The organism is Gloeomargarita sp. SRBZ-1_bins_9 (assembly GCA_039794565.1).
Classification (GTDB): Bacteria; Cyanobacteriota; Cyanobacteriia; order Gloeomargaritales; family Gloeomargaritaceae; genus Gloeomargarita.
This window is the reverse complement of record JAUQVX010000001.1, coordinates 326,536-340,604: the sequence shown is the minus strand read 5'-3', so window position 1 is coordinate 340,604 and position 14,069 is coordinate 326,536. Positions and strand designations below refer to the sequence as shown.

The following is a 14,069-nucleotide window of genomic DNA, read 5'->3' as shown; positions in this document are numbered from 1 at the left end:
TCAGTAACGGATGTCTAGCCGCACCTGAGCCTGGACTATCTGTTCGCCGCCGACGATAGGGGTGGCCAAGCGCTTTTCGGCGAACACCACCGGTTGGGGCACAGGCAGGCTGGTGCTGAGTATCTGGATGTTGATGACTTCTTTGGGGGTCAGTTGCAAGGCCGTCAGCACCGTTTGCGCCTGTTTTTGGGCATCTTGGACCGCCAGTTGCAAAGCCTGGGTGCGTCCCTGCTCCAGCGCCGCGTCACTGGCGATAAATTGCAGCCGACTGATTTGGTTGGCACCCTGGGCCACCAGTTCGTCTAAAACAGCGCCGGTTTGGGGAATCGGCAGGCGAAACTGCAACCCACTGCGCCCTACAAACCCTACCAGCTCCTGTTTTTCCCCATAAACCGGACTCAGGCGTACCTCCGTCGTGCTAATTTTTTCGGCCTGCCGGCGTTGTAGGGTTTGCAGCAAGCGGTTGAGTCGCTGGGCAATCTCCGTCTGCACCTGGTTAGCGCTTTTGCCCTGGATTTCCACCCCGACTTCCACCTCCGCCAGTTGCGTCGGCAACGTCACCATTCCCTGGCCGGTCACCTGCAAAATCTGCTCTTTGATGTCCGCCCAGGCCACCGGTTGCCCCAACCCCACCAACAAAGCAGTCAACCCCATCCACTTCAGCATATTTAGTCTCTCCGACACCTTGCTTCCAGACTCTTCCTATCGCCGGAGAGTTCCGTAGAATGGGAGCATGATTGACGCCCAGCAGGTCAAGGCCCAGGCGCACCGGTTAGGGTTTCACCGGGTGGGGATTGCTGCGGTGGAACCAGCCCCCCGCTCCCATCTCCAGGAATGGCTAGCCGCAGGTTACCACGCCGACATGCACTGGCTGACGGATAGGCGGCGGCAGCGGATTGAACAGGTCTTGCCGGGAGTGCGCTCCGTGATCGCTGTAGCCATGAACTACTACTGGCCCGGCGAGCAACCCCCAGTGGGCAAAATTGCACGCTATGCCTGGGGGCGGGACTATCACCGGGTGGTGGGGCGGCGACTGCAAGCTTTAGCGCGATGGCTCCGGCAACAGGCCCCCGATTGCCAAACCCGGGTTTATGTAGACACCGGGCCAGTGGAAGATAAACTCTGGGCGGAATGGGCGGGCTTGGGCTGGGTGGGGAAAAACGCCAACCTGATCACCCGGCAGTACGGCTCCTGGGTAGTGCTGGGGGAAATCTTAACCACCATAGCCCTGGAACCCGACGGTCCCCACACCGAACATTGCGGCACCTGTACCCGCTGCATCACCGCTTGTCCCACCGGGGCCATCGTCCGTCCCTTCGTCGTGGATAGCCGGCGCTGCATTGCCTACCACACCATTGAAAACCGGCAACCGGAATTACCCGCGGACATCGCTGCTCGGTTAGAAGGCTGGTTAGCCGGTTGTGACATTTGCCAAGAGGTTTGCCCCTGGAACCAGCGCTTTGCCCAGCCCACCGATATAGACGAATTTCGGCCCCGGTTACCCCGTCTATCCCTACAGGCGTGGGCTGAAATGGACGACAACACCTGGGACCGCACCTTGCGGGGGTCAGCCCTGCGGCGGATCAAACCGGCCATGTGGCGGCGGAACGCCCGAGCCTTGTTGCGCATGTCCCGTGCTGCCCCGACAACTGAAAAGGTGAGCCATGCCTAGGCCGACGCTGCCCCCAAAATTCTGCTTACGCCAACTCCCGCGAGCGCCAGGTCAAAGAATCCGGCGAGAAAGCCCTTTGCCCTATCCCATCTTCTATTCCAGCTTTTGGGGCCACAGCTTCCAAAGCCGCACCGACGCACTATTTAATTGGGTTAGGGCTGACCTCCGGGAACTGGTGAACAACGTGGTGAATTAAAGGGGTCCGAAACGGAATTTTCCATTATCAAAAATATCGCCAGGGGTTCATTGGCCGCTTGATGTAGGTATATCGTTCAATTTTGAAAATACATTCCAACATGTGAGCCAAGTACACGCGCGGGTCTTTAGTCATAGAGGGATAGCTTCCCTTAATATCCGGCGTCACAGGAGCCAGTAAATACTGTTTTTGGAGACAACATCCACCCGGCATCCAAGCAGTTGTTGTAGCTCCTGCTTCAGTAGAACCTGGTCAATCAATCTGCATTCTGGCGCAAACTTCACTAATAGGTCAATGTCACTATCCTCCCTTGCCGTTCGGGCAGCAACTGAGCCAAATACACGGACGTCCTCTGCACCGTACCGCCTAGCCATTCTTAGGATGGCCTCCCGTTGCTGCTGCAACTCGTCAAGCAAATCTGCCATGGAGTTGACATCAAAACCTTTTACCTACACCGGTCAAGTCCCTAACAAAACCATGATGAACAGCGGGGCAGGTCCATGGTAGAACTGGTGGCATAGGCGACCTGTAGGTGGTCGGGCGTCATCACCTCCTGGGGCGGCCCCATAGCAATCAACCGCCCGTTGAGCAAAAGCACCCGGTTCATCTGTTGGAGGAATTTCCCCCAGTGATGGGTGCTCACCACAATCATCGCCCCCTGTTGCCGCAGTTGGTGCAGTACGTTGGTCATGACCTGCTCCGCCTGGGCATCTATACCGGTCAGGGGTTCGTCGAGCAAAAACACATCCGCCCCCTGGGCCAACGCCCGCGCCAGAAACACCCGCTGCTGCTGCCCCCCCGATAAATCCCCAATGCGCCGCCGCCGTAACGGTTCCAGGCCCAGTTGCTGTAACGCTTGCTGGACAGAGCCTTGGGCTGGCCCCTGACAACCCAGGCGCACCACCTGCTCTACTGTGATGGGATAGTCCCAGTCAATCTGGGAACGCTGGGGTACATAGGCCACCCGCCGCCGCTGCCGCCACAAGGGTCGTCCGTCCAGCCACACTTGCCCCCGCCGCTGGGGAATTAACCCCAATAAGGCCTTGAGCAGGGTGCTTTTGCCCGCCCCATTTGGCCCCACTAACCCCACCATCTCCCGGGGCGCCACCGTAAAACTCACCTCCGGCAACACCCACCGCCCTCCATACCCCGCTGCCAACCCCTCCACCACCAACACCCCCGCACCTCCACGAGAATGATTCTCAGTATTGGTAAAAACGATTATCATTCTATACTATGGAGCGTTCCGGGAGGGTCTGTATGGGGCTGCGGCGGTGGTTGACTGGTTTAGCGCTGTTGGTGGCCGGGTGTGGGGCTGTGCAACCGCAAGCTCAAGAATCCCCGACGCCCCCTGCCGATGCTCCCCAGGTCGTGGCCACTTCGTCGGTAATTTGCGACTTAACCCGCCAGATTGCTGAAACGCGGGTGCGTCTGACCTGTCTGGTTCCCCCCGGCGTGGATGCCCATACTTACCAACCCACACCGGCCGACCGGCAGGCCCTGGAAACCGCCCAGGTCGTCCTCTACAACGGCTATAACCTGGAACCGGCCCTAGAGCGATTAATTGCCGCGCTGCCAGCCAGCGTCACCCGCGTTCCGGTAGGAGAATTGGCCGTTCCCCAACCCTTGCTGGGTTCCCATGACCACCACCATCATGGGCACGACCATCACCACCATCACCATGGAGAGAAGGAACAAAAGGTCCCGGACCCCCATGTTTTTCAGACCGGTGAGAACGTCGCCCGCATGGCCAAAGTCATCGGGGAAAAACTGGCGCAAATCTATCCTGCTCAGACGGAAACGTTCCAAACCCACACCCGTAACCTGGTGAACGAATTCCAGGAACTCGACCGGTGGATACGCCAGCAGGTGCAAACCATTCCCCCCCGCCAACGCAAGTTAGTTACTACCCACGAGGCCTTGGCTTATTTCGCCCAAAGCTATGGATTGGAACTGTTGGGCGCGCTCCAGGGCATCAGCACCCAAGAGCAACCCAGCCCCGCCCGGTTGGCGCAATTGACGCGGGAAATCAAACAGGCGCAAGTCCCCACCATCTTTGCCGAAGTCAGTCTCAACCCCAAACTCATCAACACCGTTGCTCAGGAGGCAGGGGTGAAAATTGCCCCCACCCCCCTGTACACGGATGGTTTGGGGCCGCCGGACAGTCCCGCCGCGACGGTGCAGGGCATGTTGATCAGCAACACCTGTACCATTGTGCAGGGTCTAGGGGGCAGCTGTACCCCCTTCAGCGGGCGCCAAACCCGGTCAGGACCGTCCTGATGGTCTTCGCCAAAATCAGCCCGTCCAACCACAGGGAGAGATATTTCACGTAGTACAGGTCGTATTCCAACTTCAGGCGGGTTTCTTCCACCCCAGCGGCATAACCCTGGTTGACCTGCGCCCAGCCGGTAATGCCTGGCTTGACCAGATGACGGCACATGTAGTAAGGAATGCGGCGGGCAAATTCCCGGGCGAAGGGGACCTGTTCCGGGCGGGGACCGATCAGGCTCATTTCCCCGGTAAGCACGTGCCAAAGCTGGGGCAGCTCATCCAGGCGGAAGCGGCGAATCCATTTCCCCACCCGCGTCAGGCGCCGGTCTCCCGGACGGGCAAAAGCCGTGCTGGGGGTTGCCACCTGCATGCTGCGAAACTTGACCATGCGAAACGGGCGTCCTCCCTGCCCCATGCGCTCCTGCCAAAACAGCACCGGCCCCGGGGAGTCCCACCACACCGCTAGGGCCACCAAGGCCGCCAAGGGCACCAGCACCGGCGAGAGTAAAAAAATCAGAGCCACTTCCCCCCAGCGCTTGAGCAGCAGATAACTCTGGTTGGGGGGAGTGGGCAACAACTCCTCGCTCCAGTGGGCTAGGGACACCCGCCCGGTCAACCCCTCCCAGACCGCCGCCGCATGGTGCACCGGTATCCCCTGTAACCGGCAGTCGGCCAAAAACCGCAGCCACTCTGGGGATAAAGGGGCGTGTAAATCCACCACCACCCCATCCAAGCCCAACACAGCCGGCATCTGGGCAGTCAGCCAGCGCCACTGCACCCCCGATAACTGACTCAACGCCAGGGTCAATTCTCCGGGTACCAGGCCCAAACGCAATGGGCGTCGCCAGCCCGCCAGCAGCCACTGCCACCCCAACGTCAAGACATAGCTCAACCCCACAAAGGTACGGGAGTAGTACCAGCGGGTCACTCCCACCAGCCCCAACAGCCCCAAGAAACACACACTCACACTTACCAGCACCACCCGCGACCGCTGCACCCGGGGAAAGTCACTCACCTGGACCGCCAACCCCAGCGCCAGGCCGTAGATCGCCGCCACCAACAGCGCCAGGCGGAAATAGGGCCAATGCTGCCAGAACCGGGCCTCCCCCCAGGTGAGGTGAGCTGCCAGCAGCAGGATTGCCGCCACCCCCCCCAGGTGTGCCACCCAGCGCCAGCCGTTCCACTGCCGGATGGCCTGGGCCTGCCACGTGACCGCCGCCATGCCGTACCAAACACTCCCCTTTCTATTCAATCGCAAAATGCAGTTGTGTATTCCCGGTCAAACCGCTATTGTATTTAAGATATAGAGTCCAATTTGGCTAGTTTTCTCGAAACGAGGAGTGAGAGGCGATGGAAATTAAAAGTTGGTTTTCTGTATCGTTGGCTACGGCTTGCGCTTGGGTTTTGGGGGCGGGAATCGCCCAGGCCACCCCTAAGTTGGGAACAGTCACAGAAGAAGGAGAAGTGTCCCCCAGTTTCCTGATGCCGGGGGGAGGCATCCCCATTTCCTTTCCGCCAGAAGCACCCTACATGTATCCGGCCAATTTGAACTATGACGCCGGCTATTTTCGTCTGGGGGTCAACCAAAACGCTGCTATCGGCACCAACAGTGTTCTGACCGATAAATTCACTCCGGCTCCCTTTCGGGATTACACCGGCGATGGGGTGCAAAACCTGGATGACCTACCGGCCCACCAACGCCAGTACAACCAAGCCCTGGCCGGATGGGTGAGCCGGGTCCAAGCCTGTTTAGCGGAACGGCCCAACATGTTCCGGGTGGTGGGTGAAGACACTAAGGTGCCCATTACCATCAGTGGTCAAGGGGGCAAGATTGTCCTGAACGCCAACAACCGACCGGTTTGCCCGAATTAGTCCCCGGTGCTGTACTCCTAACCCCAAGGCCGTGGCTTATCGAGCTGCGGTTTTTTTTATTCCCCTAATAGCGCCGGGTCCTGGAACAGGGGGGTGCTGAGATACCGCTCGCCAAAACTGGGTTGGACCATGACGATCAACTTGCCGGTGTTTTCCGGGCGCTGGGCGACTTGGATGGCGGCAGCCAGAGCAGCCCCACTGGAAATCCCCGATAGCAAGGCCTCTTCCCGCGCCAGTTTCCGCCCCCAGAAAATGGCTTCCTCATCCGTGACTGTAATCACTTCGTCGATCAGGTCCATTTGTAGGACCGCCGGAATAAAACCCGCGCCGATGCCCTGAATTTTGTGGGGTCCCGGTTGCCCCCCGGACAGCACCGGACTGGCCGCCGGTTCGACGGCAATCGCCTGGAAACTGGGTTTACGAGGCTTCAGCGCCCGGGCCACCCCCGTAATGGTGCCACCTGTGCCCACGCCAGCCACCAGAATATCGATCGCCCCCTCCGTGTCCTGCCAGAGTTCTTCAGCGGTGGTGAGTTCGTGGATTTCCGGGTTGGCCGGGTTTTGGAACTGTTGCAGCATGTAGGCGTTGGGGATGGTCTCCACCAGTTCCCGGGCCTTGCGAATCGCCCCCCCCATCCCTTCGATCCCCGGCGTCAAGACCAATTGCGCCCCATAGGCCCGCAGCATGGCCCGCCGCTCCAAACTCATGGTCTCCGGCATGGTCAGGATCAGGTCGTAGCCCCGGGCCGCCGCCACCATCGCCAGGGCAATGCCCGTGTTGCCGGAAGTGGGTTCCACCAGCACCGTTTTCCCCGGCGCAATCAATCCCGCCCGTTCCGCCGCCACCACCATGTGCAGGCCAATCCGGTCCTTGACCGAGGCCGCCGGGTTCATGCTCTCTAGCTTCACCACGATATCGGCTACACACCCGTGCGCCTGGGGGATGCGTTGGAGTCGCACCAGGGGTGTGCGTCCAATGAGTTCGGTAATGCTGTTGGCAATGCGCATGGCCATGGCTAGATGTAATACATCAAGTCCCGCTGGCGCAGGCTGTCCCGCTGCTGGCACAGGTCCTTGAGGGTGTACTTTTGCCAGACGGCCTGGGTAGCCCGCTGCGTCTCCTGCCAGAGATGCTGGATAACGGCTCGCTCAGGGGTCGTCGGCGGTGGAGTTGGAGACACCGGTCCTTCTAAGCAAGTCCACACCTCCAGTAGATTGATTTGCCAAGGGGAACGGGCTAGGAAATAGCCCCCTTTGGCCCCCCGCTGACTGCGCACCAGATTGCCCCGGCGTAAGGCGGCCAGCAATTGCTCCAGGTAACGGTCAGGAATGCCTTGGTCCTGGGCAATTTGACTAATTTGCACCGGCTCATCCCGGCAATAGCTGTCCGCCAGGGCCATTAACGCCAATAGCGCGTACTCCGTTTTGCAGGACAACTCCACGGCTCATCCCCCGCCCGCCACACTTACCCCAGTATATACCGGTTCTCCCCCGGATTTTGTTGGGATTTTAGCTTGCGACTAACTCCAGTAGTTGCCAGTCCTGCTGGTCGCTAATGGCGGCGCGGATTTTCTCAAACACCTGCTGGCAGTGGTTATGGCGATGCAGGGGGAGTTCTTCATTCTTGACCACCACCTGTAGCCGTACCTGGCCGGGTTGGGGGTGTTGCTCCAGCAGGATTTCGGCGGTAACCAGGCGGTTGAACCGGGAGGGGGGCACGGAACCGGGCGTCTCACGGGCCATCAAGTAATCATCCGAACGGTACACCACATTCAGGTCACAGCGTCGTTGCAGGGTTTCGGCCAGCAGGGGGAGGGGGTTGCGCGCCTGGACATCCAACGTAAACCAACCCATGTAGCGAGACATAAGACCCTTTCCACTAATGACAGCCCTTAGGAGTACCAATACCGATGCTGAGCCCCGCCTTTACTATACACGAATCCCTAGGATTTGCCCATGGTCCATGCCTAAAAGATCCTAAAAACTAGGGAACAGGGTTAACGTCGCTGGCGCAGATAGGCCCAAAACAGGCAAACCAAACCCATATTGATCCAGGTGTCCGCCAAGTTAAAAATGGGAAAACCGATGGCCCGCACGTCAATAAAATCAATCACCGCCCCCAGGCGAAACCGGTCGATGCCATTCCCCACCGCCCCCGCCAGGATCAAGCCATAGCCCCACTGCTCCCCCAGGGATAAACGCGGTCCGGTCACCGCCCACAGGACCAAGGCCAGGCTCACCCCCACTGACAGCCAGCGCAGCCAGAGGGTTCCCTGGACAAACAAACTAAACGCCGCGCCGGTGTTGAGCACGTAGGTCACATGCAGTACCCCCGGCCACAGGGGCCACGATTCCCCCAGACCCAGGGCTTGCACCACCCCCCACTTGCTGAGTTGATCCAACATGACGCCCAACCCGGCCACCAGCCAAAACGTCCGGTTTTTCACCACCGCACCGCCACCCCCAACCGTCGCGCCCCGTAGGCCAGCACCGCCACCCCGCCCAGGGCCAGCAATTGCCCCACCAAGGGCGTGCCACTGTAATGGGCTACCCAACTCACCCAATCCGGCCAATGGGGGTAGTGGAGCGCCAAACCGACCCAGCCCACCAGGTGTAAGCTCAACAAGCCCAACAGCCCCGCCAGCGCCAGGTTCTCCAGGGTTAAGGGCCATCGGAACGCCACATCGCCGCAAACCCAAGCCCCCGGAATCATCCCCAGCAGGTAGCCGAACCCCGGGGGGTAGACAGCGCCCCAGCCCCCCATCGCCGTAAACACCGGCCAGCCCATCAGCCCCAGGGTCAGGTAGGCCACCACCGCCACCGTCGCCGCCGCCCGTCCCCCCAAACAGGCCGTCAAAAGCATCGCCGCCACCTGCCAACTACTCAGCACCGGCCACAGCCAAATCCCCTGGGTGGGCCACTGCCAAGGCGGGTTGACGACATACACCCCTACAAAGGTGCCCAGCACCAGCAAAAGCACACCGCTCAAGGCCCACAGGCACTGCCGCAGCCAGGTCATCGGGTTTCCAGGACGTTCAGGGCCTGAGGCTGGTAGCGCAAAAGAATGGTGCGGGCTTTGGGGATCAGGCTGGCCCCCTGCACCACCACCAGATATTTGCCCTGGGCCACCGCCTGGACGTAGTTGGGCAGGCCCCACTGGGAGAGTTGACCTAGCCCTCCCCCCACGAAGAAACTGCCCAAGCCACCCGCCAGCGCCCCCAACAGCCCCCCTAAAAGATGGTTACCCCACACCCCTGCCCAGCGGGTAAACGTCTCTAGGCCGGTCAACACACTGAACCCCACGCCCGCGGCAAACCCAAAGGGCACCAGCCAATAGGTCAGCAGAGGCAGTCGCCAGCCCCCCTGGCCGAAGGGGTAGTCCTGCACATTCCGGTACCCCCGTCCCACCAGCGCCACCGTCTCCAGGGGAATGCCCGCCGCTTCGAGGGCCGAATAGGCAGCTTCTGCCTGTAAACGGTCCGGTAACAGGGCCACCAGGTATTGCATCGTTACGCCCTACTTCTGCTCCATTGTACCGCTGGTCTGGCGCTGCGCCTGGCGTTCCGTTTTGCCCCGCCAAAGGAACTGAATCGGCGTCCCCCGGAACCCCAGATGCTGCCGGAACTGGTGGTCCAGATAGCGCCGGTAGTTTTCCTTGAACAATTTGGGGTCGTTGACAAACAGGGCAATGGTGGGGGGCTGGGTCTGCACCTGGGTCCCGTAATAAATGCGCCCCTGACGTCCCTGGCGATTGGCCGGCGGGGATTGCCAAGCCACCGCTTCCTGGATCACCTCGTTAACGACCGATGTGCTCACCCGCCGCCGGTGGGATTGGGCCGCCGTTTGCACTAGCTCCCAGATTTTTTCCACCCGCTGGCCGGTCTTAGCGCTGATGAACAACACATCCGCCCAATCCATAAAATACATCCGCCGCCGCAGTTCCTGTTCCATACGCGGTAGGGTGTAGCTGTCTTTGTCGGGAACGGCATCCCATTTGTTGGCCAACACCACACAGGCGCGACCCTCTTTAATAACCCGTCCGGCCAGCTTGAGGTCCTGATCCGTAACCCCTTCGGTGATGTCCAGCACCAGCAGCACCACATCCGCCCGGCGAATGGCCTTAAACGCCCGGTTGATGCTGAAAAACTCCGGGCCATAGTCCACATATTTTTTGCGCCGGATGCCCGCCGTATCAATCAGGCAATAGCGCTGGCCCTCCCGTTCCACCCAGGTGTCCACACTGTCGCGGGTGGTACCTGGAATAGGGCTGACAATGGCCCGTTCTTCCCCCACCAGGGCGTTCAGCAGGCTGGATTTGCCCACGTTGGGACGACCCACGATGGCTACGTGAATCGCCTCCCCCGTCTCGACAGCGGTGGCCGGGGGCAGGTGGGGCATCAAGGCATCCAGCAAATCCCCCACCCCAATCCCGTGCCCAGCGGAAATCGCATAGGGTTCCCCTAACCCCAGCTCCCAAAACTGGGCCGCCTGGATCAGCCCCTGGGTCACGGATTCACACTTGTTCACCGCCAGGATCACCGGGCGGGGCTGCTGACGCAACCATGCGGCAATTTCCGCATCACCGGCGGTGGGTCCCGTTTGCCCGTCCACCACAAAGATTACCGCCTGGGCCTCCTGCACCGCCGTCATGGCCTGCTGGCGAATCTGGGGGAGAAATTCCGTGTCGTCGTCAAAAACCAGGCCGCCCGTATCCACCACCAAAAATTCCCGGTCTCGCCAAAACGCCGGCCGATACAGACGGTCCCGGGTCAAGCCTGGCTGGTCAAACACGATGGCGTCCCGGACCCCGGCGATGCGGTTCACCAGGGTAGATTTGCCCACGTTGGGACGGCCCACCACCGCCACAATCGGTAACGCCATGGTTCGTACTGGGGAATCCTGACGAACAACCCTATTTCCAGGATACTGAGTCGGTCAGGCAGAGGGTGGGGGAGATTCCGGTTCCGGGAGGGATGGCCGATCCGTCGGTAAGCGGTAAGGGGTTTGGGGCGCTCGTCGCCAGGTTTGCCAAGCAGCCTTTACCCCCACCCACACGCTGCGCGTAGTTATCTGGGTGCGCCGGAGGCTTTGCTTGGTATTTTCCACCCCCTGGTTGACCTGTTCCACCAGACGGCTGGCGCTTTGCACCCCCTGGCTGACGTCGTCGGTCAAATCGCTGATTTCCATCCCCGTCAGGCGAATAGCATCCAGGGTAGGGGGCAAATCCCGGTTGAGGGTCTCTGCCAGTTTTTCGATGCTGCGGGCGGCGCGGGCAATCTCCTGCACAGCCGGAATCAGGGCAATGAGCACCGCTGTCAGGGACACGGCCACCAGCAGAAGAGATAGCCCCAGAAAAAAGATCGCCTCAGCCACGGTTTTGTTGTCGCCGCTGTTCCTGTCGTCCGGCCTCCCAGCCTGCCTGCACCGCCAGTTGGAAGCGCACCCACTGGTCCTGCCACCGTTGCTGGAGCGCCGCCGTCCACCGCTGGGCCTGGAGTTGCAAGTTCCCCGAGACATCGGCAGTGAGTTCCGGGAGAGCCGCCGCTGCTTTGCGCAAGAGCCGCCGCGTCTCCTGGCCCGAGCGGGGCGCCAACACCATCCCCGTCACCAAACCCGTTAGGCCGCCGATCACCAACCCGCCCACAAACGCTCCCGTTGCCTTGCGCTGCATGGTCCTGCCCCCCTTTGGCATTACTGTAGCCCATCGGTGGGGGGGGAATGCAAATAGCGGCGTAAACGGCTGAGCACCGCCCCCTGGTCTATCTCCCCTAACCATTGCTGGATGAGCGCCGTCGGGCTGCCCGGCCCCCAGGTTTTCCCCTGCACCAGGTACTGCCACCCCAACCGACCCACCATATAGGTCACCAGGCCCGCCAGCAGACCCTGTCCCGCGGCCACCGTCAGGTAAACCAGCCCGCCCCCCAACGCCAGGCCACTTTTGAGCAAACTGCTCCCCAGTCCCAATCCCCCCACACTGCCAGCCATCAGCCGCAACAACTGCATCGCCTCCCAGGTGCTCAGGGTCACCCCCGCCCGTCGCGCCAAGCGCACCAGCAACGCCCCATCCACCACCGCCCCCAGGCACAGATCTACCCCAAACAGGGGGTTGACCGCCACCGCCAAAGCCTTGTGGACACTGGCCCGCCAGAGCAATGCCTCAATCTGGGCCGGCGGCGTCACCAAAGGGGGGGATTGGGCTGTGGTCTGTAGGGCATTCAACGCCAGAAGGGCCGGGGCCAGGGGGGGCAATTGCCGCACTAATGCCTGCCGGAGGGGTTCCACCTGGGGCGTCAAGGGTTGCCGTACCACTTGACCCTGGGGCGTTCGCCGCCAGCCCGTCGGTTGCGCCGCCACCGGAATCACATCCTGGGGGTCCACCCAGCGGGCTAATTTTCCCTCCCGCCAGCGGGCCAACAACAGCGCCTGGGCCTCAGGGGGATACTGGTCCATTTTGTTGAGCACCACCAGCACCGGTTTTCCGGAGCGCACCAGCCGCGAGAGGATACCCAATTCCTCCCGGTTGGGGTCGCCACTGAGCACCAACAACACCAGTTCCGCCCCCAGGGCCAAGGCCCACACCTGATCCGCTGTGGTCTGCCCCACCTCATCTAACCCCGGCGTATCCACCAGCTCCACCGTCAGCCCCCCCACCGACCACCGCACCGACTGCGCCCCCCGGGTCACCCCATGCACCGCCCCTGTCGCAAACACCGGCTCCCCCACCAGGGCGTTCAACAGACTCGATTTCCCGCGCCCCACCAGCCCCAGGGCCACCACCTGCACCAACCCCTGCGTCAACCGCCGCCGAGCAGCCCCACTGCTGCAAGCCTGGGCCTGGGCATAACACCACGCCCCCTTTAACCCCACCCAGTCCTGGACCGCCGTCACCGTCCCCATCGCTTCCCCCCCGGCAAAATGTAAAATTTTGTTGCCAATTGTCGGACACTTGGTTACATTTGTTAATGTCGGCCCTGTTGGAGGTGGTTATGCAAGAGCAACAAGCGCCTAAGTTCGGTTTTACCAATTTTGCGGAAACCTGGAACGGTCGGTTGGCCATGTTGGGGTTTGTGATTGGCGTGGCGACCGAATTGCTGACCGGCAAGGGGATTTTGGCGCAGTTGGGTTTGATGTAATCCCCATCCTGTCAGTCCCGTCCTAATTGACACCGTTGTTGGGGCCTGGGGTTTTCCTGGGCTTTTTCTTGTTTTATGCTGGGAAGTGGAGCGCTGGCGGAGGGACCATGGCCCTGATTCGGGTGGGTAATCAGGTGTTCAACACGGACTACATCGTGCGGGTACGTCTGTACGACAGCAACTCCTTTAGCAACAACTGCGTGACGCTGTTGGTGGATGAAGGCGCTGGCGAATTCAACGGCGATGTCAACGGCATGAGTGGTCATTGGGGCTTACAGTCCTATTCCTTTTACAATGAGCAGGCGGACAGGCTGCGGGGCTTTTTTACCAGCCCGGATTACGTGATTGACCTAACCGTACCCCAAGAGGCGACGACGGGAGCGGCATAGGTGGACCTGGCGCTGCAGATTACGTACTTGGTGGGGCTGTTGACGCTGCTGGGGGTATCGGCGGTCCTGGTGACCCGGCAGGTGCTGCGCACGCGGGCGACGGAACAACGCCTAACCGAACTCCAGCGCCAAGTGACGGCTGGGGAGGCCACGGCTGCTGACTACTACGAACTGGGCAGCATTTACCTGCGCAAAAAACTCTACGTCCAGAGCGTCAACTACTTGCAAAAGGCCTTGAAAGGGTGGGATGAAAACGACCCGGTGGGCCTAGCCAAGGTCTATAACGCCCTGGGGTTTGCCTACTTCAGCCAAGAACAATATGACTTGGCCATTCGCCAGTACCGGGAAGCCCTGAAGCTCCAACCGGATTACGTCACGGCGTTGAATAACCTGGGCCATGCCTACGAAAAGAAAAACTTGACCGCCCAGGCGCTGGAGGTGTATGAGCAGGTGTTGCAGATTGCCCCGGATAACCCCACAGCCAAACAGCGGGCGGCCTCATTGCGCAAGCGATTAGCCCCTACTCCCAGTTGAACG

The 14,069-nt window shown here is 60.8% G+C and carries 19 protein-coding genes; 6 read left to right on the top strand and 13 right to left on the bottom strand.

All coding sequences use genetic code 11. The features are described from left to right. Complete coding sequence (locus Q6L55_01900; protein MEN9257473.1) at positions 1 to 666, bottom strand: SIMPL domain-containing protein; 666 nt, start codon at positions 664 to 666, stop codon at positions 1 to 3. 67 nt (positions 667 to 733) lie between these two features. Between Q6L55_01900 and queG the strand changes: the two genes are divergently transcribed. Next, the gene (gene queG, locus Q6L55_01895) at positions 734 to 1,672 is read left to right on the top strand and encodes a tRNA epoxyqueuosine(34) reductase QueG (protein ID MEN9257472.1); all 939 of its coding nucleotides are present in this window, start codon (positions 734 to 736) and stop codon (positions 1,670 to 1,672) included. Positions 1,673 to 2,334: 662 nt separating this feature from the next. Here the strand turns inward: queG and Q6L55_01890 are convergent. Beyond that, entirely contained in the window at positions 2,335 to 3,045 is a 711-nt protein-coding gene (locus Q6L55_01890) for a metal ABC transporter ATP-binding protein (protein MEN9257471.1), read from the bottom strand. A gap of 83 nt (positions 3,046 to 3,128) precedes the next feature. Here Q6L55_01890 and Q6L55_01885 point away from each other — a divergent pair, with 83 nt between their 5' ends. Then, on the top strand, positions 3,129 to 4,148 hold the full coding sequence (locus Q6L55_01885; protein ID MEN9257470.1) for a zinc ABC transporter substrate-binding protein: 1,020 nt from the start codon (positions 3,129 to 3,131) through the stop codon (positions 4,146 to 4,148). On the opposite strand, the gene Q6L55_01880 is transcribed toward Q6L55_01885, so the two are convergent. Then, on the bottom strand, positions 4,114 to 5,361 hold the full coding sequence (locus tag Q6L55_01880) for a sugar transferase (protein ID MEN9257469.1): 1,248 nt from the start codon (positions 5,359 to 5,361) through the stop codon (positions 4,114 to 4,116). The genes Q6L55_01885 and Q6L55_01880 overlap by 35 nt on opposite strands. Before the next feature lie 128 nt (positions 5,362 to 5,489). Between Q6L55_01880 and Q6L55_01875 the strand changes: the two genes are divergently transcribed. Next, positions 5,490 to 6,011: a hypothetical protein gene (locus Q6L55_01875; GenBank protein ID MEN9257468.1), complete on the top strand. Its 522-nt coding sequence runs from the start codon at positions 5,490 to 5,492 to the stop codon at positions 6,009 to 6,011. A gap of 56 nt (positions 6,012 to 6,067) precedes the next feature. On the opposite strand, the gene cysK is transcribed toward Q6L55_01875, so the two are convergent. From cysK to Q6L55_01825, 10 genes are all read right to left on the bottom strand, one after another. Beyond that, positions 6,068 to 7,024: a cysteine synthase A gene (gene cysK, locus Q6L55_01870; protein MEN9257467.1), complete on the bottom strand. Its 957-nt coding sequence runs from the start codon at positions 7,022 to 7,024 to the stop codon at positions 6,068 to 6,070. A 2-nt stretch (positions 7,025 to 7,026) separates the two neighbouring features. Continuing rightward, positions 7,027 to 7,452 carry an Rrf2 family transcriptional regulator gene (locus Q6L55_01865; protein ID MEN9257466.1) on the bottom strand — a complete coding sequence of 142 codons (426 nt, stop codon included), beginning with the start codon at positions 7,450 to 7,452 and terminating at the stop codon, positions 7,027 to 7,029. Positions 7,453 to 7,519: 67 nt separating this feature from the next. Continuing rightward, positions 7,520 to 7,876 (bottom strand): hypothetical protein, encoded by a 357-nt coding sequence (locus tag Q6L55_01860; GenBank protein ID MEN9257465.1) that lies wholly within the window; start codon positions 7,874 to 7,876, stop codon positions 7,520 to 7,522. 131 nt (positions 7,877 to 8,007) lie between these two features. Then, a complete protein-coding gene (gene lspA, locus Q6L55_01855) occupies positions 8,008 to 8,460 on the bottom strand; it encodes a signal peptidase II (GenBank protein MEN9257464.1) in 453 nt (150 codons plus the stop codon). Then, entirely contained in the window at positions 8,454 to 9,029 is a 576-nt protein-coding gene (locus Q6L55_01850; GenBank protein MEN9257463.1) for a biotin transporter BioY, read from the bottom strand. Before Q6L55_01850 ends, lspA begins: the two co-directional genes overlap by 7 nt. Then, a complete protein-coding gene (locus Q6L55_01845) occupies positions 9,026 to 9,517 on the bottom strand; it encodes a hypothetical protein (protein ID MEN9257462.1) in 492 nt (163 codons plus the stop codon). The genes Q6L55_01850 and Q6L55_01845 overlap by 4 nt, the downstream gene beginning before the upstream one ends. 9 nt (positions 9,518 to 9,526) lie before the next feature. Next, complete coding sequence (gene der / locus Q6L55_01840) at positions 9,527 to 10,891, bottom strand: ribosome biogenesis GTPase Der (protein MEN9257461.1); 1,365 nt, start codon at positions 10,889 to 10,891, stop codon at positions 9,527 to 9,529. 54 nt (positions 10,892 to 10,945) lie between these two features. Continuing rightward, positions 10,946 to 11,383, bottom strand: coding sequence for a hypothetical protein (locus Q6L55_01835; GenBank protein MEN9257460.1), 438 nt, complete (start codon positions 11,381 to 11,383; stop codon positions 10,946 to 10,948). Then, positions 11,376 to 11,681, bottom strand: a complete 306-nt coding sequence (locus Q6L55_01830) for a YtxH domain-containing protein (protein MEN9257459.1) — start codon at positions 11,679 to 11,681, stop codon at positions 11,376 to 11,378. Before Q6L55_01830 ends, Q6L55_01835 begins: the two co-directional genes overlap by 8 nt. Before the next feature lie 20 nt (positions 11,682 to 11,701). Then, entirely contained in the window at positions 11,702 to 12,907 is a 1,206-nt protein-coding gene (locus Q6L55_01825) for a GTP-binding protein (protein MEN9257458.1), read from the bottom strand. A gap of 89 nt (positions 12,908 to 12,996) precedes the next feature. On the opposite strand from Q6L55_01825, the gene Q6L55_01820 reads away from it, so the two are divergent. The 3 genes from Q6L55_01820 to Q6L55_01810 all read left to right on the top strand — a co-directional run bounded on the left by Q6L55_01820 (position 12,997) and on the right by Q6L55_01810 (position 14,066). After that, positions 12,997 to 13,143: a chlorophyll a/b-binding protein gene (locus tag Q6L55_01820; protein ID MEN9257457.1), complete on the top strand. Its 147-nt coding sequence runs from the start codon at positions 12,997 to 12,999 to the stop codon at positions 13,141 to 13,143. A 107-nt stretch (positions 13,144 to 13,250) separates the two neighbouring features. Further along, positions 13,251 to 13,532 carry a hypothetical protein gene (locus Q6L55_01815; GenBank protein MEN9257456.1) on the top strand — a complete coding sequence of 94 codons (282 nt, stop codon included), beginning with the start codon at positions 13,251 to 13,253 and terminating at the stop codon, positions 13,530 to 13,532. Further along, complete coding sequence (locus tag Q6L55_01810) at positions 13,533 to 14,066, top strand: tetratricopeptide repeat protein (GenBank protein MEN9257455.1); 534 nt, start codon at positions 13,533 to 13,535, stop codon at positions 14,064 to 14,066. The last annotated feature ends 3 nt before the right edge of the window (positions 14,067 to 14,069 follow it).

Bases quoted from the DNA above. Each gene is read 5' to 3' on its own strand.
- queG (MEN9257472.1), top strand. From the start codon at position 734: ATGATTGACGCCCAGCAGGTCAAGGCCCAGGCGCACCGGTTAGGGTTT.
- Q6L55_01875 (MEN9257468.1), top strand. From the start codon at position 5,490: ATGGAAATTAAAAGTTGGTTTTCTGTATCGTTGGCTACGGCTTGCGCT.
- Q6L55_01845 (MEN9257462.1), bottom strand. From the start codon at position 9,517: ATGCAATACCTGGTGGCCCTGTTACCGGACCGTTTACAGGCAGAAGCT.
- der (MEN9257461.1), bottom strand. From the start codon at position 10,891: ATGGCGTTACCGATTGTGGCGGTGGTGGGCCGTCCCAACGTGGGCAAA.
- Q6L55_01880 (MEN9257469.1), bottom strand. From the start codon at position 5,361: ATGGCGGCGGTCACGTGGCAGGCCCAGGCCATCCGGCAGTGGAACGGC.
- cysK (MEN9257467.1), bottom strand. From the start codon at position 7,024: ATGGCCATGCGCATTGCCAACAGCATTACCGAACTCATTGGACGCACA.
- Q6L55_01850 (MEN9257463.1), bottom strand. From the start codon at position 9,029: ATGACCTGGCTGCGGCAGTGCCTGTGGGCCTTGAGCGGTGTGCTTTTG.
- Q6L55_01885 (MEN9257470.1), top strand. From the start codon at position 3,129: ATGGGGCTGCGGCGGTGGTTGACTGGTTTAGCGCTGTTGGTGGCCGGG.
- Q6L55_01815 (MEN9257456.1), top strand. From the start codon at position 13,251: ATGGCCCTGATTCGGGTGGGTAATCAGGTGTTCAACACGGACTACATC.
- Q6L55_01860 (MEN9257465.1), bottom strand. From the start codon at position 7,876: ATGTCTCGCTACATGGGTTGGTTTACGTTGGATGTCCAGGCGCGCAAC.
- Q6L55_01820 (MEN9257457.1), top strand. From the start codon at position 12,997: ATGCAAGAGCAACAAGCGCCTAAGTTCGGTTTTACCAATTTTGCGGAA.
- Q6L55_01825 (MEN9257458.1), bottom strand. From the start codon at position 12,907: ATGGGGACGGTGACGGCGGTCCAGGACTGGGTGGGGTTAAAGGGGGCG.
- Q6L55_01830 (MEN9257459.1), bottom strand. From the start codon at position 11,681: ATGCAGCGCAAGGCAACGGGAGCGTTTGTGGGCGGGTTGGTGATCGGC.
- Q6L55_01900 (MEN9257473.1), bottom strand. From the start codon at position 666: ATGCTGAAGTGGATGGGGTTGACTGCTTTGTTGGTGGGGTTGGGGCAA.